At 71.1% G+C, this 19,884-nt stretch carries 20 protein-coding genes; 4 read left to right on the plus strand and 16 right to left on the minus strand.

Going from position 1 to position 19,884, the window contains the following annotated elements; all coding sequences use genetic code 11:
• Positions 1–71: 71 nt before the first annotated feature.
• The gene (locus AB0N03_RS28505; RefSeq protein WP_364377754.1) at positions 72–3,497 is read left to right on the plus strand and encodes a PE-PGRS family protein; all 3,426 of its coding nucleotides are present in this window, start codon (positions 72–74) and stop codon (positions 3,495–3,497) included.
• A 183-nt stretch (positions 3,498–3,680) separates the two neighbouring features.
• Here AB0N03_RS28505 and AB0N03_RS28510 read toward each other — a convergent pair whose 3' ends face one another.
• Together AB0N03_RS28510 and AB0N03_RS28515 are read right to left on the minus strand one after the other, a co-directional pair.
• Positions 3,681–4,451, minus strand: coding sequence for a class III extradiol ring-cleavage dioxygenase (locus tag AB0N03_RS28510; protein ID WP_364377756.1), 771 nt, complete (start codon positions 4,449–4,451; stop codon positions 3,681–3,683).
• A gap of 68 nt (positions 4,452–4,519) precedes the next feature.
• Positions 4,520–4,912, minus strand: coding sequence for a MarR family transcriptional regulator (locus AB0N03_RS28515; RefSeq protein WP_364377758.1), 393 nt, complete (start codon positions 4,910–4,912; stop codon positions 4,520–4,522).
• Between the two features lie 67 nt (positions 4,913–4,979).
• Here AB0N03_RS28515 and AB0N03_RS28520 point away from each other — a divergent pair, with 67 nt between their 5' ends.
• Entirely contained in the window at positions 4,980–5,432 is a 453-nt protein-coding gene (locus tag AB0N03_RS28520) for a MarR family winged helix-turn-helix transcriptional regulator (protein WP_364377760.1), read from the plus strand.
• Here AB0N03_RS28520 and dnaB read toward each other — a convergent pair.
• The 12 genes from dnaB to AB0N03_RS28580 all read right to left on the minus strand — a co-directional run bounded on the left by dnaB (position 5,429) and on the right by AB0N03_RS28580 (position 15,204).
• Positions 5,429–6,835 carry a replicative DNA helicase gene (gene dnaB, locus AB0N03_RS28525; RefSeq protein ID WP_364377984.1) on the minus strand — a complete coding sequence of 469 codons (1,407 nt, stop codon included), beginning with the start codon at positions 6,833–6,835 and terminating at the stop codon, positions 5,429–5,431. The genes AB0N03_RS28520 and dnaB overlap by 4 nt on opposite strands.
• A 504-nt stretch (positions 6,836–7,339) precedes the next feature.
• The gene (locus tag AB0N03_RS28530; protein ID WP_364377762.1) at positions 7,340–8,131 is read right to left on the minus strand and encodes an ESX secretion-associated protein EspG; all 792 of its coding nucleotides are present in this window, start codon (positions 8,129–8,131) and stop codon (positions 7,340–7,342) included.
• Positions 8,132–8,234: 103 nt separating this feature from the next.
• Positions 8,235–9,593, minus strand: coding sequence for a hypothetical protein (locus tag AB0N03_RS28535; protein WP_364377764.1), 1,359 nt, complete (start codon positions 9,591–9,593; stop codon positions 8,235–8,237).
• Between the two features lies 1 nt (position 9,594).
• Positions 9,595–10,218 (minus strand): DUF3558 domain-containing protein, encoded by a 624-nt coding sequence (locus AB0N03_RS28540; RefSeq protein WP_364377766.1) that lies wholly within the window; start codon positions 10,216–10,218, stop codon positions 9,595–9,597.
• On the minus strand, positions 10,215–10,565 hold the full coding sequence (locus AB0N03_RS28545; protein ID WP_364377767.1) for a hypothetical protein: 351 nt from the start codon (positions 10,563–10,565) through the stop codon (positions 10,215–10,217). The genes AB0N03_RS28540 and AB0N03_RS28545 overlap by 4 nt, the downstream gene beginning before the upstream one ends.
• A 127-nt stretch (positions 10,566–10,692) precedes the next feature.
• Positions 10,693–11,157, minus strand: coding sequence for a 50S ribosomal protein L9 (gene rplI / locus AB0N03_RS28550; RefSeq protein WP_364377769.1), 465 nt, complete (start codon positions 11,155–11,157; stop codon positions 10,693–10,695).
• 14 nt (positions 11,158–11,171) lie between these two features.
• Positions 11,172–11,420: a 30S ribosomal protein S18 gene (gene rpsR, locus AB0N03_RS28555; protein WP_003098744.1), complete on the minus strand. Its 249-nt coding sequence runs from the start codon at positions 11,418–11,420 to the stop codon at positions 11,172–11,174.
• 41 nt (positions 11,421–11,461) lie between these two features.
• Positions 11,462–11,986 (minus strand): single-stranded DNA-binding protein, encoded by a 525-nt coding sequence (locus tag AB0N03_RS28560; RefSeq protein ID WP_364377771.1) that lies wholly within the window; start codon positions 11,984–11,986, stop codon positions 11,462–11,464.
• 17 nt (positions 11,987–12,003) lie between these two features.
• Positions 12,004–12,330: a 30S ribosomal protein S6 gene (gene rpsF / locus AB0N03_RS28565; protein ID WP_364377773.1), complete on the minus strand. Its 327-nt coding sequence runs from the start codon at positions 12,328–12,330 to the stop codon at positions 12,004–12,006.
• 101 nt (positions 12,331–12,431) lie between these two features.
• Positions 12,432–13,298, minus strand: coding sequence for a hypothetical protein (locus AB0N03_RS28570; RefSeq protein ID WP_364377775.1), 867 nt, complete (start codon positions 13,296–13,298; stop codon positions 12,432–12,434).
• A gap of 82 nt (positions 13,299–13,380) precedes the next feature.
• On the minus strand, positions 13,381–14,283 hold the full coding sequence (locus tag AB0N03_RS28575; RefSeq protein ID WP_364377777.1) for a hypothetical protein: 903 nt from the start codon (positions 14,281–14,283) through the stop codon (positions 13,381–13,383).
• Between the two features lie 120 nt (positions 14,284–14,403).
• On the minus strand, positions 14,404–15,204 hold the full coding sequence (locus tag AB0N03_RS28580; RefSeq protein WP_364377779.1) for a hypothetical protein: 801 nt from the start codon (positions 15,202–15,204) through the stop codon (positions 14,404–14,406).
• A gap of 114 nt (positions 15,205–15,318) precedes the next feature.
• Between AB0N03_RS28580 and AB0N03_RS28585 the strand changes: the two genes are divergently transcribed.
• On the plus strand, positions 15,319–16,092 hold the full coding sequence (locus AB0N03_RS28585) for a deoxyribonuclease IV (protein ID WP_364377781.1): 774 nt from the start codon (positions 15,319–15,321) through the stop codon (positions 16,090–16,092).
• Here AB0N03_RS28585 and AB0N03_RS28590 read toward each other — a convergent pair.
• Together AB0N03_RS28590 and AB0N03_RS28595 are read right to left on the minus strand one after the other, a co-directional pair.
• Positions 16,089–17,639, minus strand: coding sequence for a glycosyltransferase 87 family protein (locus AB0N03_RS28590; protein WP_364377783.1), 1,551 nt, complete (start codon positions 17,637–17,639; stop codon positions 16,089–16,091). The genes AB0N03_RS28585 and AB0N03_RS28590 overlap by 4 nt on opposite strands.
• A gap of 49 nt (positions 17,640–17,688) precedes the next feature.
• The gene (locus AB0N03_RS28595) at positions 17,689–18,747 is read right to left on the minus strand and encodes an ROK family transcriptional regulator (protein ID WP_364377785.1); all 1,059 of its coding nucleotides are present in this window, start codon (positions 18,745–18,747) and stop codon (positions 17,689–17,691) included.
• Between the two features lie 54 nt (positions 18,748–18,801).
• On the opposite strand from AB0N03_RS28595, the gene AB0N03_RS28600 reads away from it, so the two are divergent.
• Complete coding sequence (locus AB0N03_RS28600; RefSeq protein ID WP_364377787.1) at positions 18,802–19,845, plus strand: Gfo/Idh/MocA family oxidoreductase; 1,044 nt, start codon at positions 18,802–18,804, stop codon at positions 19,843–19,845.
• Positions 19,846–19,884 lie beyond the last annotated feature (39 nt).

The following is a 19,884-nucleotide window of genomic DNA, read 5'->3' on the forward strand; positions in this document are numbered from 1 at the left end:
CCCCGTTTCGAATTCGACGAGCGCACCCCCATAAGCCCGCAAGGGAAACCGAAATAAAGGAGAAAAACCCCATGCAGACGTGGGCAAAGCGCGGACTCCAGACCGCACTTGTCACGGGTGGGTTGCTGATGCTGGGTACCGGCATCGCCTCGGCTGACGAGAACGTCAACCCCGACGCCCCGGCTTCCCCGCTCGACCTGAACGTCACGGCTCCCATCCAGGAAGCCAACAACGCGGTCGGCACCCCCTTCGGCCAGCTGGACCTGCCCGCCGGGCAGACGGAGCTGAGCACCAAGCCGGCCACCAACGCCGCGAACGAGGTTGCCAAGCAGTTCGACGAGGCGAGCCCGGCCAGCCAGAGCACCTTCGGTGCCAAGTTCACCCCGAGCCACAACAACCTCAAGGGCAACAAGGTCACGGGCGACGTCGTCGTCCCGGTCCAGATCGTGGACAACGCGGTCGGCGTGCTCGGCGACGCGAACGTCCAGGGTGGCGACCACACCCAGAACTGGAACCACGACCAGGACATCGCGACGACGGGGCACGACTCCAGCCTCGCGGGCAACGCGGTCGCCCTCGACTGGGCGCTCCCCGTCCAGATCGCCGGCAACGGCGGCGGCGTCGCGGGCGGCACCGGCCGGGTGACCGGCGGGTCGGCCAGCCAGAGCACCACCGAGACCGGCGACGTCGACACCAGCGGTGATGGCTCGTCCCTCTCCGGAAACGTGGTCGCGGGCCAGTTCGCCACCCCGGTCCAGGTGACCGGCAACGCCGCTTCGTACCTGCTCGGCAACGGGCAGAGCCACGGCTACACCGCCGACACCGTCGGGACCTCGGGCGGCTCGCTGTTCAGCTCCGGCGACCAGGCGAGCGGCTCCGGCAACGTGATCGGCGCGCCGATCGCCCTGCCGGTCAAGTTCAACTGCAACTCGGGCGCCGTGTGGGGCTCGCTGTCGAACTCCGACGGCTGCAACACCACCGCCAACGCGACGGCCGGGGACACCCGCAAGGGCAGCCTCGGCATCCCGACCTACCTCGAGACGAGCGGCAACGACTCGTTCCTGTCCGGCAACGGCGCCGCGGCCTCGCTGTCCCCGATCGCGAACGTCGCGGGTGTCGCGGGCTCGTGGATCGGCAACGCCATGTCCGGCGACGCGCTCCCCGGTCGCGGTGGCGAAGACGAGAGCAGCAGCTCGTCCAGCACGGTCGACTCGGGTGGCTTCGTCAAGACCGCCGGTGACGACGCGAGCGGCTCGGGCAACGTCCTGAACCCGTCGGTCGCGCTGCCGGTCGAGGCCTTCGGCATCGGTGGCACCTACATCGGCCAGGCGAACGCGGCGCACGACAACACGACCGACGCCAACGCGGGCAACGGCAGCTACACCAAGGGCAACGGCTCGTTCCTCGGCGGCAACATCGTCAACACCCAGGCCGCGGGCGCGCCCGAGGTCTTCGGCATCGGCGGCAGCCACATCGGCAACGCGTCCGGCGCGGCGACCGAGGACAAGACGGTCACCGCCGGGGCGTACGACGGCACGCAGGGCAACGACTCGTCCGGCTCGGGCAACGTCGTCCAGGTGCCGGTCGGCCTGCCCGCCGAGGTCTTCGGCGTGGGCGGCTCGTTCATCGGCCAGGGCGTCGGCTCGGCCGACGAGACCAAGGTCGTCTCCGGCGGCGGCGGTGGCAGCACCCACGACGACAACGGCTTCCTGAGCTCGAACCTGGGCACCGTGCCGGCTTCGCTGCCGGTGCAGGTCGCCAACATCGGTGGCGCGTTCATCGGCCAGGGCCACGGCAAGGGCTCGACCGACACGACGTCCAACGCGGGCGGCGACGTCACGGCGAACGGCCCCGCGGGCGCCGGCGCCGGCAACATCATCGAGGCCCCGGTCTCGCTCCCGGTGCTGGCCGCCGGCAGCGGTGCCGCCCTCGCGGGCATCGGCACCGGTGAGAACGACAACATCACCGACTCCTCGGCGGGCGGCGACGCCCTCACCGACGGGCACGACGGTGCGCTGGCCGGCAACATCGTGAAGGCCCCGGTCGCGGGTGCCGCGCAGCTGTTCAGCGACGGTGTCGCGGGTGCCGCCCTGGGCCACGGCCTGGGCACGAGCGACACCATGTCGCAGGCCGGTGGCGACGCCACCACCAACGGTGACCGCGGCAGCGTGGCCGGCAACATCGTCGGCGTGGACGCGCTGCCGGTGGCGCAGGTCTTCGGTGACGCCGTCAGCGCGGCGGGTGTCGCCGGCGGCACCGGGATCAACGCGACGTCCGTGGACAACGCGGGCGACGACACCACCTCGGGTGTCGAGGGCGCCATCTCCGGCAACATCCTCGACATCCCGGCCACGGCGATCGCGCAGCTGTTCGGCGACGCGGTGACCGTGGGCGGCGTCGCGCACGCCTTCGGCGACAACACGCTCACCACGCAGAACGGTGGCGAGGCCCTCACCGCGGGCGACGGGTCCGCTCTGTCGGGCTACGACTTCTACCACGCGTTCGCGCTGCCGGTGCAGATCTTCGGGGTGCCCCTCGAGCTGCTCGGGGTCGCGACCGCGAACGCGATCGACATGACGAGCATCGACGAGGCCGAGGACGCCATCGCGTTCCCGACCGAAGGCTCGGAGCTGGCGGCCGACGAGCTGCCCTCGCTCGCCGCTCTCCGCAGTGGCCTGCCGACCGCGGGGCTCCCGACCGCGGGGCTCCCGACTGACGGGCTGCCTTCGCTGGAGAGCCTGACCGGCCTGCTGCCGATCGGTGGCCTGCCGACCCAGGGGCTGCCGATCGGTGGCCTGCCCACCCAGGGGCTGTCCACCGAAGGCCTGCCCACCCAGGTCCTGCCCACCGAAGGCCTGCCCACCCAGGGGCTGCCCTCGCTGGACGGGCTGACCAGCAAGCTGCCGATCGCCGGACTGCCCACCCAGGGCCTGCCCGCGCTGCCGGTCGCCGTGCCGGTGGGCGCCGAGCGCGCCGACCTGCCGACCGGGGGCAACCCGCTGGCCGGCCTGACGAAGCTGGCGCAGCTGCCGGCCGCGGGTGGCCTGTCCGGTGTCTCGGCGCTGCCGAAGCCGGCCCTGCCGAACACCGCGGCGCTGCCCGCGGTCTCCGGCCTGTCGGCGCTGGGTGGTGCCCTGCCCGGGCACACCGAGCGTGCAGACCTGCCGACCGGCGGCCTGCCGATCGCCGCGCCGGCCCTGCCCGCGCTGCCGGCCCTGGGTGCCCTGCCCGTCGCCAAGCGTGCGGACCTGCCGACCGGCGGCCTGCCCGTCGCGCTGCCGGTGCTGCCCACCGCGGGTGGCCTCCCGGCTCTGCCGGTCGCCCTGCCGGTGAACGCGAAGCTGCCGGCCGCACTGCCCGCCGCCCCGGCCCTGCCGGTGAACGCGAAGCTGCCGGTGCTGGACAGCGCCGCCCCGGCCGCGCAGGTTCCGGCGATGTCGGGCCTCGACTCGACCGGCTTCCTCGCGAAGCTGATGGGTCTGGTCAAGCGCAAGTAGTTCGGTGACGCCGGGCGGGTTCAGCCAGAACCCGCCCGGCCCCCCAGCCCGGCAGGTGCTCCACGCGCCGCGAGGTCTCCTCGCACGGAGTGCCTGACGATCGAAAAAGCGCTCCTTCCCTGGAGACGACGAGCCCCAGGAGCCGACACCGGCTCCTGGGGCTCGTTCGTGTTCGGGGGCGGGTCAGGAGAACTGCAGCGACCGCTTCGCCAGGCCGTGCCAGAAGCCGTCGATGACCGTGCGGCCGGACTTCTCCTCCGCGGTCGCGCCGAGGGAGACGAACAGCGGCGCGAAGTGCTCGATCCGCGGGTGGGCGAGCGCCGCCGCCGGCGCCTTGTGCCGGAAGTCGAGCAGCGCGTCGACGTCGCCGCCGCGCACCACCTCCTCGCCCCAGTGGTCGAATTCGGCCGACCACGCGGGCGGTGTCCCGTCGGTGGCGCGGGCCATGCCGCTCAGGTTGTGGGTGAAGAAGCCGCTGCCGATGATCAGCACGCCTTCGTCGCGCAGCGGCGCGAGCTTGCGGCCGAAGTCGAACAGCTCCCGCGGGTCCAGCGAGGGCATCGAAACCTGCAGCACCGGGACGTCGGCGTCCGGGTACATCTCGACGAGCGGCACGTAGGCGCCGTGGTCGAGCCCGCGTTCGGGCGCGTCGTGCACCGGCGTGTCAGTCGAGCGAAGCAGCTTCCGCACCTTCTCCGCCAGCTCCGGCGCGCCCGGCGCCGCGTACTTCACCTGGTAGTAGCGCTCGGGGAAGCCCCAGAAGTCGTACACGAGCGGCACGGTCGTCGTGGCCGCGATGGTCAGCGGCGCCTCCTCCCAGTGCGCCGACACGACCAGGATCGCGCGGGGCCGGGGCAGGTCGGCCGACCAGGCGGCGAGCTGGCGGGTCCACGTGGTGTCGTCGGCGAGCGGCGGCGCTCCGTGGCTGAGGTAGAGGACCGGGGTGCGGGTCATCGACGGCTCCAGTGCTTGAAAGTTCAACTACTAGGATACCCGACGCCGGCGCTTGCCGGGATATTCCTTCAGTGACCTTCGAGGTTGGCCGCGCAGCGCTCCAGCGTGCGGATCGTCGTGCGGTAGTCGTCGTCGCTGATCCCGCCGGTCACCGCGGTGCGGAACGCCTCGACGCGCTCCTCGACGCGGGTGTGGGCATCGCGGCCCGCTTCGGTGAGTTCGCCGTTTTCGGCGACCCAGCCGCGGGCGCGCAGGTCGGCCACCTTGGCCGTCATCGGCCCTTCGGTGGCGACGAACGGCGCCAGTGCCGCGTCGACCTCCTCCGGCGTGCGGGCGCCGAGGGCGATCGTGTTGAGTACCTGCCAGTGCCGGCGGCTCAGCGACTCGGCGTCGAGGGCCCGGGCCATGGAGGATTCGAGAAGCTCGTGGACGTGGCGAAGCCACCAGCCGAGGGGTTTCATGAGAACTCCGACTATGTCGATGAACAACTGCATGTAAAGTTACATGTAGTTCGGAGGTGGGGCAACCATGACGGACGCGGTGGCCGACGTCGAGCGCGCGATGATCGCGATCCGCCGCAGCCAGCAGCGGCGGGCACTGAGCCGGATCGGCAAGGCCCGCGGCCAGGGCGCGCACGACCCGGTGCACGAGCTGCTCGACGTCGTCGAAGAACTCGCCGAACGCGGCGAACCCAGCACGGTCACGGCCTTGAGTGCGGCGATGGGCGTCGACCAGCCGCGCGCGAGCCGGCTCGTGGCGCGCGCCGTCGAGCAGGGGCTCCTGCGCCGCGAAGCCGATCAGCGCGACGGACGGCGTGCGGTGCTCGTGCCGACCGAGGCCGGCCAGGCGCACCTCGACGAGCTCCACGCCTTCCGGCGCTCGGTGTTCGCCGAGGTCATGGCGGACTGGCCGGACGAGGACCGCGCGAACTTCGGCCGGCTCCTCACGGCGTTCGTCCGCGGGTACAGCGCTCTCGGTTAGTCGTGGGAGAGGTCCACGAAGCGGCTGTAGTGCAGCTGGTGCGCGACGGTGATCGTCGCGGTCGGGCCGGCACGGTGCTTCGCGATGATCAGGTCCGCCTCGCCCGCGCGCGGGTCGTCGCGCTCCCACGCGTCGGGGCGGTTGACCAGGATGACGAGGTCGGCGTCCTGCTCCAGTGAGCCGGACTCACGCAGGTCGGACAGCATCGGGCGCTTGTCCGTCCGCTGCTCGGGACCACGGTTGAGCTGGCTGATCGCGATCACCGGGACCTCGATCTCCTTGGCCAGCAGCTTCATCTGCCGCGAGAACTCCGAGACTTCCTGCTGCCGCGACTCGACGCGCTTGCCGGACGTCATCAGCTGGAGGTAGTCGAGAACGACGAGCTTCAGGTCGTTGCGCTGCTTCAGCCGGCGCGCCTTCGCCCGGATCTCCATCATCGTCATGTTCGGCGAGTCGTCGACGAACAGCGGCGCCTCGGACACCTCGCTCATCCGGCGGGCCAGCCGCGTCCAGTCGTCGTCGGACATCTTGCCGCCGCGCATGTCGGAGAGGCGGATCTTCGCCTCGGCCGAGAGCATGCGCATGACGATCTCGGTCCGGCTCATTTCCAGCGAGAAGATGACGCTGGTCAGCCCGTGCTTGATGGACGCCGACCGGACGAAGTCCAGGCCCAGGGTCGACTTGCCGACACCGGGACGGGCCGCGACGATGATCATCTGGCCGGGGTGCAGGCCGTTGGTCAGCTCGTCGAAGTCGGTGAACCCGGTCGGGATGCCCTGGGACTGGCCGCCGCGCGACGCGATCGCGTCGATTTCGTCCATCGTCGGCTGCAGCAGTTCTTCCAGCGCGACGTAGTCCTCGCTGGTCCGCCGCTCGGTGACGTCGTAGATCGCGGCCTGCGCGCGGTCGACGACCTCGTCGATGTTCGCGCCGTCGGCCGCGGCCGCGCCGTAGCCGTACTGCACAATCCGGGTGCCCGCCTCGACCAGCCGGCGCAGCACCGCCTTCTCCGCGACGATCTCCGCGTAGTAGCCCGCGTTCGCCGCGGTCGGCACCGTCGCGATCAGCGTGTGCAGGTACGGCGCGCCGCCGACGCGCCCCAGCTCGCCCCGGCGTTCCAGCTCCGCCGAGATGGTGATCGGGTCGGCGGGCTCGCCACGGCCGTAGAGGTCGAGGACGCAGTCGTAGATCGCCTGGTGCGCCGGGCGGTAGAAGTCGTCGGGGCCGAGCGCCTCGATGACGTCGGCGACCGCGTCCTTGGACAGCAGCATGCCGCCGAGCACGGACTGCTCGGCCGCGATGTCCTGCGGTGGCTGGCGGTCGAACCCGCCGCCGGAGCCGGGGTCGCTCGGACCCGGGTCGTTCTCCGCATACATCGGACTGCGGTCGTCGGTCAGCGCCACCGCTCCGGCCACCTCCTCATCGTGTCGAACACCCGTTCGAGTATGCCGGATCTTCGCTCTCGAAGCACGCGGCCCGGCCCGTGCCCTGACAATTTCGGGTGCGTCCCCCGATGATCGGCGAGAACGTCACCCGACTCTCGGAGGCACGCCGGGCGCCACCGTGAGTACAGGCCCGAGCGGGCACGCTAGATCCCCCGGAAGGCCGAAGGCAATTCCGGATGGGGACCCTTCTGTGGACAACCTGGGGATGAATGGGGGTAACCAGTCACAGGTGCCGCGAGAGCTGTGGACAAGTTGGGGACAAACGTGATCGGGTTCGTCAAATCCCCAGGTCAAAGGCTGTGAACAAGGTGTGGAGAACTTCCCGAAAACTCGTTCGGCGTGTCGCGCGAAGTCCGTTGTTCGGCGTGTCGTGGACCAGCCGGAGCCCATTGACCCACACGCCCTGTGGATGAATATCACCGAGAGTAGAGGCGTCACACGGTGGGCTGAATGGCCGACGCCTCAGGCAGCGGTGAGCCGGCCCTGTGCGCTGCGTAACCGGTCAGCGAGAACGCGCTGGTCGGCGGGGGTGAAGGCGATCCGGTTCTCGCCACGTCCCGGAATCTCTTCGGTCAGCCATCGGCCTTCCGAGGTATCGATGTAGTTCACCGGGCGTTCGATGCGGTGCCAGGCCCCGGTGCGGCTGCGGGCCGCGACGTAGAGGCTGCCGCTCCCCATCCGGCGTAGCGCCAAGATCCGCCGGAGCTCGTCGACCTCCTGCGAACCCTCGGCGGGGCGGTCGTTGCGGAGCACCGCGTACCCACCGCCGTCGTCACCGCGGGCGGTTCCCTCGATCTGGCTCTTCGGGACGGCGAGCGGCGTCCCGCGCCCGGGCGCCAGCTTCGGGATCTGGCCGAGGAAGCCGTCGAGCAGCTCGTGCGGCTGCGTCGACTCCAGCACGACGACGTCCAGCTCCTCGTGCTTGGCCAGCACGAAGGCCTCGCCGCCGGCACTGCCGGCGAGCAGCCGGTAGCTGACCGGCTTGCCCTGGAACCCGCCGTCGACCCAGCCGTAGTACTCCAGCTGCGGCCGCGCGATCGCTTCGACCGTCGCGACGAATCCCGGGTGCATGCCGCGCGGACCGAACAGCCCCAGCTTGCCCAGCTCGGCGTTGACGCGTTCGTCCTCGGCGCGTTGGGCCTCTTCGCTGTACCAGGTCGGCTTGTCGGACAGCACCGTGTGCGGCTCGCCGCCCCGGCGCCGGATCAGGTTGATCAGGGTGCCGGTCGTGATGGTGACCTGCCTGTCCAGCACCGCTCTTCCCCCAGTGAAGATCGAATCCAGTGAAGATCAGCTTCGTGAGCCCGAAGAAGCCGGGCGCGCCCATCTTGGCACGCGCCCGGCGATCTCGCGTTCGCTACTCGCCGATGACCGGCGGAGCGGTCAGCTCGTCGCTGCCGAAGATGTCGTTCGGGTCCTCGCCGAGCAGGTACTTCGACGTGCGTTCCTCGTCGCCGCCGCCCTGGCCCTTCGCGCCGTGGCCCATGCCGCCCATCCCACCCATCCCGGTGGAACCGCGCCCGGCCGCCGCGCCGCCCGCGCCCGGCGCGCCGCCGCCGGCACCCATGCCGCCCCGGCCCGCGCCCGTCCCGCCGGCGCCACCCGGCAGGGACGCGCCGGTCGAGCCGCCGGGCCCGAAGCCCGCGCCGCCGCCCGGGCCGAAGCCCGCCGTGGGGTCGCCGATGCCGCCCGAGCCACCGGGGCCGAAGCCGCCGCCTCCGCCGCCGGAAAAGTTCGGCGTGCTGCCGGGGCCGAAGCTCGGCACCCCCGGGACGTCCGAAGGCGAGAAGCCCGACGTGTTCGTGCCGTCGCTGAAGTTCGGCGGGGTGTAGTTGCCCGCGCCCGGGATCTTCGACGGGTCGTAACCGCCGCTCGGCACCTTCGACGGGTCGAAGCCCGGTACCTGGGACGGGTCGAAGCTCCCACCGGGCACCTTCGACGGGTCGAAGCTGCCGCCGGGGGTGTTCGGCGGCTGGCCGTTGAACGACGGGACGCCGCCCGGCCCCGGCATGTTCACGCCGCCGGGACCCGTGCCGGTCCCGTTGCCGGTCCCGTTCCCGTCGCCGTTCCCGTTGCTGTCGCCCTTGCCGTCGTCCGGCTTCTTCTTGCCGTCGTCGACGTCGACGTTCTCCTGCTGCCCCTTGAGCGCGGAGTACGTCGGCATGTTCTGGCCGTTGTCGTTGCTCGCCTTGTAGTAGGTGTTGAAGGCGTCGACGTTGGCCTGGCCCCTGGCGTTGTAGTCGCGGATCGCCCGGTCGGTGTCGGTCGTCCACGGCGTCACGGCGTTGAGCAGGTTGTTCTTCGGCGGGTCCTTCGGGACCTCCTGCACCTGCGCGTGCACCGTGGTGAACGCGTTGTTCTGCTCGCCGAGGTACTTGTCGGAGTCGGTCAGCTTGGTGCCGGAGTCCTCCATCCACACCCGCAGCGGGTGCGCGCCGGCGTTCTGCGCCGCTTCCGAGCCGCCGCCGGTCCAGGCCGCGTCCATCTCCTTGGCCAGGCCGTCGATCGTGCTGAGCCGGTCCGAGTAGGCGCCCTTCAGCCGGCCGGCCGCCGACTGCCCGTTCTGGATCGAGCCGGTGCCGGGACCGGTGGTGATCTGGTGCCAGATGTCGTAGCAGTCGATCTTGCGGTCGCCCTGCTGCGAGGTGTGGTCGTCCGAGTGCGTGGTCGCCATGTTGTACGCGGCGAACCCGCCGAGCAGCACCAGTTCCAGCATCTCAGCCCTCCTTCAAGGTCTGGATCATCGCCTCGGCCGCCTTCTCCGCGTACGGGCACGGCTGGGTCGCCCCGGGTCCGTTGCCGATCTGCGTGAAGACCTGGACGGCCTGGGTGTCCGTCACGCCCACCAGCAGCTTGCACTGCCCCTGGGCGCGGAAGTCCTTGGTCGCGGCGTACACCGCGGGGTAGCCGGAGACGTCGGCGGGCTCCCAGTACTCGTACTGGTCCTTGCCGCCCTTGGCGTAGAGGTCGTAGATGCCCGCGAGCCCGTCGGTGTTCGGGTCGGCCGCGATGTCGATCCGGCTGCTCCGGGTCTCGTCGGCGGGGTAGATCCACGCGCAGGTCGCGCCCGCCTCGCTGGTGCGGGGCGTGCCGTCCTCGAGGCCGAGCGTCGAGCGCTGCGAGGCCGAAAGGACCGAGCACGGGTCGGACTTCAGCTTGGCCGGGTCGAGCGGGCTCGACACCTTGGGCGCGCCGTCGCCACCGCCGCCGTCCGAGCTGCTGCTCGCGGAGTCCGGGGTGCCGGACGCGGCCGGGTTGGCCGTCCCGCCGGTCGTGGTGCTGCAGCCGGCCAGGGCGAGTGCGGCGAGGGCGAGCCCGGGCAGCACGAGACGGCGGTTCACGCCTGCGTCCCCGCCTTCGAGATGTCGCCGGTGTGGTCCGCGTCCGCGGCGGTGATCTTCTTCTTCGCGTCGAGCAGGGCCTGGATGTAGTTCTTCACGTATTCCTGCATCTTCTGGTTCTGCTCGAGGAACGCCTTGCCGGAGGGGTTGGCGAGCTTCTCCCAGTCACCGCTCGCGAACTCCTTGCCGGGCGCCTTGACGTCGGCCATCAGGTTGGCGTCGGCGGCGTCGTTCTGCAGGTCCGTCTGCAGGTCCTGCCACTTCTTGATGACGCCGTCGATCTTGTCGGCGTCGAACGTGAAGCCCCCTCCGCCGGACGGCGCGGACATGTTGACCTCGTTACCCATCCGAGTGCGCTCCCTTCGCGTCCCGCTCCATTGTCCTACGACGACGCCCGCGTGTCCGAGGTTCCCCCGAAACGCGTGAAGGCGGGCCGCCCACCAGGGAGCGACCCGCCTTCCACGACGTACTTGCTTACTGCGCGGCCGAGGCCTTGACCTCGAGCCGCACGTCGACCTTCACGTCCGGGTGCAGCCGGGCGCCGACCGAGTGCTTGCCCACGGTCTTGATGTGGTCGCGCAGCTCGATGACGCGCTTGTCGAGCAGCGGGCCACCGGCCGCCTTGATCGCGTCGACGATCTCGCCGGCGGTGATCGAACCGAAGAGCTTCTTCGAGCCCTCGGCCGCCTTGCCGGTGAGCTGGATGGCGCCGAGGCCCTCCAGCGTCGCCTTGATCTCCTTGGCGTGGTCGAGGTCGCGGATGCGACGGCTCTCCTGCGCCCGCTGGATGGTGCGCACGTTCTTCTCCGCGCCCTTGGAGGCCACGATCGCGTAGCCCCGCGGGAGCAGGTAGTTGCGCGCGTAACCGTCCTTGACCTCGACGATGTCGCCGGGGCCGCCCAGGTTGGCCACGTCCGTGGTGAGGATGATCTTCGCCATGTCAGTGCCCTCCCTTAGCGCGCGGTCGAGGTGTAGGGCAGCAGCGCCATCTCGCGGGAGTTCTTGACCGCGATGGCGATGTCACGCTGGTGCTGGCTGCAGTTGCCGGTGACGCGACGGGCACGGATCTTGCCGCGGTCGGAGATGTACTTCCGCAGCAGGTTGGTGTCCTTGTAGTCGATCAGTTCCGGACGGCCCTTTTTCTCGGCCTTGCAGAACACGCAGACCTTCTTCTTGGGCTTGCGAATGGGTGGCTTGGCCACTGTCTACTCCTGGAAATTCAAATCTGTGGATGTGTACGAGATCAGAAGGGAGGCTCGTCGGAGAAGCCGCCGCCGCCACCGCTGCTGCTGCTGCTGGCAGCCGGGGCCGAACCCCACGGGTCGTCGGCGGGTGCACCGCCGCCGCCACCGCGGTTTCCGCCGCCACCGCCGCCGCCGAAGTCACCACCGCCGCCGCCACCGCGGCTGACCTTGTTGACCTTGGCCGTGGCGTAGCGCAGCGAGGGGCCGATCTCGTCGACCTCGAGCTCGACGACGGTCCGCTTCTCGCCTTCCTTCGTCTCGAACGAGCGCTGCTTCAGGCGGCCCTGCACGACGACGCGGGCGCCGCGGGTCAGGGACTCGGCGACGTTCTCCGCCGCCTGCCGCCAGATGTTGCAGCGCAGGAACAGTGCCTCGCCGTCCTTCCACTCGCCCGACTGCTTGTCGAGCGTGCGGGGCGTGGACGCGACGGTGAAGTTCGCGACCGCCGCACCGGACGGGGTGAAGCGCAGCTCCGGGTCGGACGTCAGGTTGCCGATCACCGTGATGACGGTGTCTCCAGCCATCGGGAATACCCTTCGGCTCAGGCCTTGACGGCGGCGGGCTTGGCCGCGACGCGCTTGACCTCGCGACGCATGACCTTGGTGCGGAGCACGGTCTCCTGCAGCGAAAGCTGGCGGTCCAGCTCCTTCACCGCGTCCGAAGACGAGTTCAGGTCCAGCAGGGCGTAGATGCCCTCCGCGTGCTTCTTGATCTCGTACGAAAGCCGGCGCCGGCCCCAGACGTCGACCTTCTCCACGGAACCGCCGGTAGTGCGGATCACGTTGAGGAAGGTGTCCAGCGTCGGAGCGACAGTGCGCTCGTCGAGCGTGGGGTCCAGGATGACCATTACCTCGTAATGGCGTGACACAACCACTCACCTCCTATGGGCTCGCGGCCACGGACTGTCCGTAGCAGGAGGGTTTGTCCAGGTAAGAGTACCTGGGGGCCGCTCGAGGGTCGGCGGCCGGGTCAGCTCGCGCGGCGCAGGACCCAGGTGCGGACGAGCCCGGCCGTGACGCCGGCGAGCACGATCACCGCGAGCAGCATCGGCAGCTGGACGTCGTTCGACGAGCCGGGCGAGGACAGCGACTGGGCGTTGCCCGCGTCGCGGATGTCGGCGCCCTGGCCGCTCTGGGCCCCGGTGTCACCCTGCGGCGCGGAGGCGTCGCCGGGGAGGGTGCCGTTCGCCGGGTAGCGCGCGCCCGGGGCGACGGCCGTGCCGGCGGTCGCCGTGGGGATGCCGCCGTAGTCGCGCATCGGCGCGGTGCCGGAGCCGGCCGCGTTGCCCGGGTTCAGGTTGGAGAGGTTGCCGGACGTGCCGCCGGCGGTGGTCCCGGTGCCACCCGCCGCGGTGCCGGTGCCCTGCTGGCCCGGCGTGCTGGGGGCGACGTAGTTGCCGGCGAGCAGCGTGAGGTTGCAGCCCTTCGCGACGGTGCTCTCGACGCTGTCCAGCGTCTTGTTCCAGTCGAGACCGAGACCCAGCGAGTGGGAGTTCGCCAATGCGGTGCGCACCGCATTGCCGATCGCCGCGCCGGTCGCCTCGCCGCCCGCGGAGTTCGGCACCTGGCCGACAGCGATGGCGGGAACGCCGGCGATCGAGTCGCCGGCCCAGCCGCCGATGGCCAACGTGCCGGCGTTGTTGGCGCCGTTCGTGACCAGCGTCTTCACGGAAGCGCCGGTGATCGCGATCTGGTCGCCCATCTGGCCGGTGACCGTGCCGGTGCAGCTGGTGCTCACGACCTGCTGGCTCGCCGAGGCTGTGCCCGCGGAGAGGAACGCGCTTCCGGTCACGAAGGCGGCAAGGGCGGTCACGGTCAAGAACTTCCGCACGAGCACTGTCCTCCGTGGGGTTATCGAGACGTCGTCCTGAACACCAGGGTCAACGAAGAAGATACGTGAAAGATACTCGGCAGTCGGGTCAATTCGCAGCGGCCATTCGGCGGAGCACCCACGTCCGCACGAGACCCGCGCTGACTCCGGAGAGTGCCAGCACCGCGATCAGCAGCGGGAGGTTCGACCCGTCCGTGAAGCCGTCGGACGCGGAGGGCAGCGCTTCGGCCTGGCCCGCCGTCTGGATACCGGAGTTGCCGGCCGCGGCCTGGTCGGACCCGGTGAGGCCGTACTGCGGCGCGTAACCCGGGATCTGGCTGCCGTACCGGATGGCGGGCGACGGCGTGAACAGCCCGGCCGTCGCGAACGGGATCCCGCTGTAGTCGCGCATCGGCGCGTAGCCCGTGCCGATGCTGAACGGGAAGCCACCGAACACCGGGCTGCTCGAGAAGCCGGGCAGCAGCGGGCTGTTCGCCTCGGGAATCGGCGTGGTGCCGGCCGGCGTCCCACCCTGCGGCGCGCCCCCGGTCCCCCCGGACGGCGGCTGCTGCGGGTTGCCACCCGTGCCGGGTTGCGGCGACCCCTGCTTGCTCCCACCGCTCACCGCGCCCAGGCCCTGCTGGGCGCCGCTGGTCAGGCCCTCGACACCCTGGTTGATCGCGCTCGCCGCAGGCGCACCCACGCCGGGCAGCGGCGAGACGACGGTGTTCACCACGTTCACGGTGACCTTGCAGACCGTGGTGAGCAGCCCGCCCACGGTGGAGGTGAGCACGGTGGTCGCCTGGCCGACGATGCCCAGGTCGATCGGCAGCGGCAGGCCGAGCAGCGTCCCCTGGATCTTGTCGCCCGGCTTGGCGTCCACCGTGCTGCCGCAGGGGACAGTCTTGGTCTCGCCCGCCGAGGCGGTGCCGGGCATGCCGAGCACAGCCGAACCAGCGAGCACGAACGCCGTCGCGCCGACCGCCGTTGCCCTCCGTGTCCGATCCTGCATGCTCGCCGCCCCTGTCTCGTCGCCTCTACCCTGAAGAACGACGTTAAGGCAGCACGGTAACGCCCGCTCGCTCAGAAATGTCCGGCATTCGAGTGGAACGGGTGTGACCGTCGGTGAGATTCAGGCGGGATTGCGGCGGATCCACGCCCGGACGAGGGCCGCGGCGACGATCGCCAGCGCCAGCACCGCGAGCAGCATCGGCAGCTTCGCCGGCGGCGTGACGGCGGGGAGCGCTTCGGCCGTGCCGGACCGCTGCTCGTCGACCGTCGGGATCTGCTGACCGGGGATGACCTGGGCGATCACCGGCGCCTGGATCAGGCTGCCGGGCAGCAGGGCGGAGTTGGTGAAGATGCCGGAAATCGCGTCGCCCGGCAGGGCGGCGTTGCCGGGCCCGGTGGTCACCGGGCCCGTGCTGTCGCCGGGTGGGGTCTGCCCCGGCGGCGTCGGGCCCGGCGGGGCCGGCGGTGCGGGCGGTGCCGGCGGGTTCGGGCCCGGCGGGAGCGGCAGCGGGGGCAGCTCGGCGGCCACGCCCTGCGTCACCCCGCCGACGGTGTTCACGACACTCTGCGCGGTCGGGCAGACGGCCTTGGCCGCCGCGTCGCCGACCACCGGCACGTCGCCGATCCCGAGCGCCCGCACCGTGTCACCCACCGGCAGCGTGAGCAGCGGGGCCGAGCCGTTCGTGTTCCGCGCGCTGGAATCGAGGCCGACGGTCAGCCGGTTCGGGGCGTTCAGCGGGGCGCCGGCGTCGAGGACCAGGCCGGTCTTCGCGTCGCGGGCCTGGCCGTTCTGCAGGGTGGCCCCGCAGTCCCCGCCGAGGGTCGGGCTCGGATCGGCGCTCGCCACGCCCGGCATCGCCAAAGCGGCCGATGCGGCGAGAGTGAACCCCAGTGCGGTGATCCGGGCGACGTGCTTCCCCATCGATGCCCTCCGGCAGTCGGACCAATCTGGATCACGGAACGCGCTCACGGTACTCCACGAGCGTCACCAACCGGTCCCTCAGGCGAAAAGAAGCCCCGGAGTAGCGTGCTCGGCATGCTGATTGGCGCCCATGTCCGTGACGACGACCCGTTGACCGCGGTCGCCGAGCGCAAAGCCGACGTCGTCCAGTTCTTCCTCTCGGACCCGCAGGGCTGGAAGGCCCCGAAGCCACACCCCCACGGCGAGGCCATCGCGGCCGACCCGGTCGAGGTGTTCATCCACTCTCCCTACCTCATCAACGTGGCTTCGCTGAACAACCGGATCCGGATCCCATCCCGTAAGAACGTCACGCAGCACGCGGACGGCGCGGCGGCGGTCGGCGCGAAGGGCCTGATCGTGCACGGCGGGCACGTCGGCGACACCGACGACGTCGAGGTCGGCCTGGACAACTGGCGCAAGCTCTTCGAGCGCGAGCAGGAGAAGGGCGGCTTCAAGGTCCCGATCCTGATCGAGAACACCGCCGGCGGCGAGAACGCGATCACCCGCGACCTCGACGTCATCGCCCGGCTGTGGGACAAGGTCGGCGAGTTCGGCGCCGGGTTCTGCCTGGACACCTGCCACGCGTTCGCCGCCGGCTGGGACCTCGCGACCGCCGTCGAAAAGGTCAAGGCCATCACCGGCCGGATCGACCTGGTGCACCTCAACAACTCCCGCGACGAGTTCGGCTCGACCCGCGACCGGCACGCGAACGTCGTCGAGGGCGAGGGGACGATCGACCCCGAGGTGCTGGTCGCCGTCGCCCGCGAGGCGGGCGCGCCGGTCATCGTCGAGACCCCGGCCGACGGCCAGGCGGCCGACATCGCCTACCTGCGCGAACAGCTGGGCTAGGCGGCCACGGCCTTCCGGCGGCGCCGGACGGCGTTCGGAACGATCACGTCGCGGGCGCCGTCGAGGAAGCCGCCGGCCGGGTCGTCGTCGCCGGCGGCCCGGACCAGGTCGGTGGCCGGGCGGTAGATCTCGCGCACGACCAGCACGCACAGCGCGGCGACGGCGAGGTCGCGGACCACCACCGTGCCGAGGAACCAGCCTTCGGGCAGGCCCTTGTGGTCGACGCCGAGGTAGTAGAACATCCGCGGCACCCAGACCAGCGCGTCGAGCAGCATCCAGCCGAGCAGCAGCCGCCAGCGCGGGATCGCCAGCACCGCCAGCGGCACCAGCCACAGCGAGTACTGCGGGCTCCACACCTTGTTCGTCAGCAGGAACGCGGCCACGACGAGGAACGCGAGCTGGCCGACGCGCGGCCGTCGCGGTGCCGCGAGCGCGACGTAGGCGATGCCCGCGCAGCAGGTCAGGAACAGCACGGCCACCGTGAGGTTCAGGTACGCCGGCGTCTGGTTCTTCTGCAGCACGCCGTCGAACCCGGTCCAGCCGGTGGCGTAGGAGACGACGTTGTACAGCGAGTCCGGGTCCATCGGCCGCAGCGTGTTCAGCCGGAAGAACTCCCACCAGCCGCGGGTCGCGGTGAGGATGAACGGCGCGTTCACCGCCAGCCACGTCACGACGGTGGCGGCCGCGGTCTTCCAGAACGGCGTCAGCTTGCCCGCGCGCAGGCACAGCACGAACAGCACGCCGAGCAGGAACAGCGGGTAGAGCTTGGCCGTCGCGCCCAGGCCGAGCAGGAGCCCGGCGAGCAGGGGCCGCTTGCGTCCCCAGGCCAGCAGGCCGGTCGCGGTGAACGCGGTCGCGATCGCGTCGAAGTTGGTGAACGCGTGCACCAGCACCAGTGGCGAGGCCGCCACCAGCACCATGTCCCACGGCCGGCGTTTCACCGTCCGGCCGGTCGCCCAGACGGTGACCAGCCAGGCCATCGCCAGGAACAGCGCGGAGAGGTCGAAGTAGACCGCGACCGGCAGCCCCCCGGGCAGCCAGCCGCTCTCGGCGACCTTCTCCCAGCCCGCCGCGAGCGTCGCGTTCACCCACTGGAACAGGCCGGTGAACACCGGGTACTCCATGTACCGGGTGTCGTTCTCCGCGGTCTGCGAGCTCTCCTTCCACGACGTGTAGTACGGGAAGGTGCCCGGCCGGTCGAGCCGCTCGGAGCTGTAGAGCGGCACGATGTCGGAGTAGCACATCGCGACGAACGGGCGGCCCGCGCGCCAGTCGAGCTGGTTGGCGCCGCTGGAGTCCTGGTACTGCTGGATGCAGGAGCCCTTGCCGAACCAGCAGAGCATCAGCGCGAGGGTGGCCAGCAGCAGCCCGACGCGCTGGGGCGACCAGAACCAGTGCCTGCCGACCGCCGCGTGCTCGCCGAGCGGGCCGCCGATGGGTCTGGTGACCGCCGCCGCGAGTGGCTCGTCCCAGCTCGGGACGACCCGGTCCGTCCGGCTCAGCGTCACGGGGCCGGGGTCCGGCTCGCGCGTGGTCTCCTCTGGCACGAGTGCGGATGTTAGCGGTCGGTGCCCGCCGCCGAGGTGAAGGTGGTGATCATGCCGGATTCGCGTAGTACGAGGCCAGGACCTCCGCGGCGGCTCCGCGCGTGACGATCTCCTCGCCGAAGGAGTCCTCGACGACCTCGATGCGCTGCCAGTGCGGCAGCGGCAGCAGCTCCTCGAGCCGCTCCGAGACGGCGTCACGGTGCGTGCCCGGTTCGTCCCGCACGGCGCGTCCGGCCAGCACGATCCGTTCCAGGTCGAGCACCTGCACGAGGTCCGCGAGGCCGATCCCGAGGAAGCCCGCGGCGGTCCGTGTGTCGGGGGCCTGCTTGGCCATGATCTCGACGCAGCCGCGCCGCCCGCAGGCGCAGACCGGCCCGTCGTAGGCGATCGTGGTGTGCCCGAACTCACCCGCGTTGGTCCGCGGGCCGCGGTAGAGCCGCCCGTCGATCAGCAGGCCGACGCCGATGCCGGTGCCGACGAGCACGACCGCCGTCGCCGTCGGCTCGCCGTGCGGCCAGAGCTGCGCGAACGCGGCGGAATTGGTGTTCTTGTCGAGCGTCACCGCCAAGCCGGTGCGCTTCTCGAGCAGGTCGCGCAGGGGGACGTCGTGCCAGCCGGGCATGTTCGTCGCGTCGCGGACCAGGCCGGCGAGGTGGTCCAGCGGGCCGACCGCGCCGAGCCCGAGGCCCAGCACGTCGAAGCCGTCGGCGAGCTCGAGCGCGGTCGTGCCGATGGCCTCGACGGCATGCTCGGGGGTGAAGCCGGCCGGGAGCGGGCCGCCTGCCGTCTCCTCGACCTCGCCGATGAGGTTCGTGCGCAGCACGCGGAACTCGTCGCGGTCGAGGCGCGCGCCCAGCGCGTGGCGGGCACCGGCGCGAATGGTCAGCTGCGTGCGGGGCTTGCCGACCCCCGTGGACGGCTGACGCCGCTCGTCCAGCAGGCCGGCGTCGAGGAGTTCGGGCACGATCTTGGAGACGGCCTGCTGGGTGAGCCCGGTGCGTTCGGCGAGCTCGACGCGGCTGAGGCCGCCGGCGCGCAGGATGTGCGTGAGCAGGAGGGCCCGGTTGTGCTCGCGCACGTCGCGCAGGTTCACCCCGATGTCCGCCATGACCGGATCTTCCCACGTCTGGCCAATTACGCAACAGTGTTGTTTAATGGCCGCATGAGTGACTTGCGCGTGGGCATCCTCGGGTACGGCATCGGCGGGCGCGTCTTCCACGCGCCGCTGGTGGCGGCGACTCCCGGGTTGACGCCGGCCGTGATCACGACGTCGGGCAGCGCCGCCCAGGCGCGCACCGACCACCCGGGCGCGGAGATCGTGCCGGACGCCGACGCGCTGTTCGAGCGGGCCGGCGACCTCGACCTCGTCGTGGTCAGCACGCCGAACCGCACGCACGTGCCGCTCGCGCTGCGGGCGATCGAGGCCGGCCTGCCGGTGGTCGTCGACAAGCCGTTCGCGCCCACCGCGCTCGAAGCCGAGCAGGTCGTCGCCGCGGCGAAGGCGGCGGGTGTCGGCCTGACCGTCTTCCAGAACCGGCGCCTCGACTCCGACTTCCTCACCGTCCGGAAGGTCCTGGAGTCCGGGAAGCTCGGCGAGGTGTACCGCTTCGAGTCCCGCTACGACCGCTGGGTGCCCAAGCCGAAGGACAACTGGCGCGAGTTCGGCGACCCGGCCGAAGCCGGCGGCCTGCTCTACGACCTGGGCGCGCACATCGTCGACCAGGCGCTGCAGCTGTTCGGCCCGGTCACGCAGGTCTACGCCGAGGCCGACCGCCGCCGGGCCGGGGTCCAGGTGGACGACGACGTGTTCGTCGCGCTGAAGCACGCCAGCGGCGTCCGGTCGCACCTGTGGGCGTCGGCGCTCGCCGGTACCCAGAACCCGCGGTTCCGGGTGCTCGGCGACCAGGCGACGTTCACCAAGTACGGCCTCGACGTGCAGGAACCCCAGATCAAGTCGGGCATGCGCCCGGGCGACGACGGCTGGGGCGTGGAGCCCGCCTCGGACGCGGGCAAGATCGGCGTCGGCAACGACCTCAAGACGGTGCCCACCGAAACCGGCCGCTACGAGCGGTTCTACGCCCAGGTGCGTGACGCGCTGCGCGGCGAAGGCGACTTCCCGGTCGATCCGGAGTCGTCGGTCGAAGCGTTGCGCGTGATCGAGGCCGCGCACCGCTCCGGCGTCGAAGGAACGGTCATCAAGCTCTGACCCCCGATCTGGCCGTGACGCCGGTGTCCCCCAGCGCCG

Source organism: Amycolatopsis sp. NPDC051061 (assembly GCF_040682935.1).
Taxonomy (GTDB): Bacteria; Actinomycetota; Actinomycetes; order Mycobacteriales; family Pseudonocardiaceae; genus Amycolatopsis.

Coding starts and splice junctions, on each gene's coding strand:
- AB0N03_RS28505 (WP_364377754.1), top strand. CDS start 72: ATGCAGACGTGGGCAAAGCGCGGACTCCAGACCGCACTTGTCACGGGT.
- AB0N03_RS28545 (WP_364377767.1), bottom strand. CDS start 10,565: ATGGGTAACGAGGTCAACATGTCCGCGCCGTCCGGCGGAGGGGGCTTC.
- AB0N03_RS28585 (WP_364377781.1), top strand. CDS start 15,319: ATGCTGATTGGCGCCCATGTCCGTGACGACGACCCGTTGACCGCGGTC.
- AB0N03_RS28535 (WP_364377764.1), bottom strand. CDS start 9,593: ATGCTGGAACTGGTGCTGCTCGGCGGGTTCGCCGCGTACAACATGGCG.
- AB0N03_RS28580 (WP_364377779.1), bottom strand. CDS start 15,204: ATGGGGAAGCACGTCGCCCGGATCACCGCACTGGGGTTCACTCTCGCC.
- AB0N03_RS28560 (WP_364377771.1), bottom strand. CDS start 11,986: ATGGCTGGAGACACCGTCATCACGGTGATCGGCAACCTGACGTCCGAC.
- AB0N03_RS28595 (WP_364377785.1), bottom strand. CDS start 18,747: ATGGCGGACATCGGGGTGAACCTGCGCGACGTGCGCGAGCACAACCGG.
- AB0N03_RS28510 (WP_364377756.1), bottom strand. CDS start 4,451: ATGACCCGCACCCCGGTCCTCTACCTCAGCCACGGAGCGCCGCCGCTC.
- AB0N03_RS28515 (WP_364377758.1), bottom strand. CDS start 4,912: ATGAAACCCCTCGGCTGGTGGCTTCGCCACGTCCACGAGCTTCTCGAA.
- AB0N03_RS28600 (WP_364377787.1), top strand. CDS start 18,802: ATGAGTGACTTGCGCGTGGGCATCCTCGGGTACGGCATCGGCGGGCGC.
- AB0N03_RS28520 (WP_364377760.1), top strand. CDS start 4,980: ATGACGGACGCGGTGGCCGACGTCGAGCGCGCGATGATCGCGATCCGC.
- AB0N03_RS28575 (WP_364377777.1), bottom strand. CDS start 14,283: ATGCAGGATCGGACACGGAGGGCAACGGCGGTCGGCGCGACGGCGTTC.
- rplI (WP_364377769.1), bottom strand. CDS start 11,157: ATGGCGAAGATCATCCTCACCACGGACGTGGCCAACCTGGGCGGCCCC.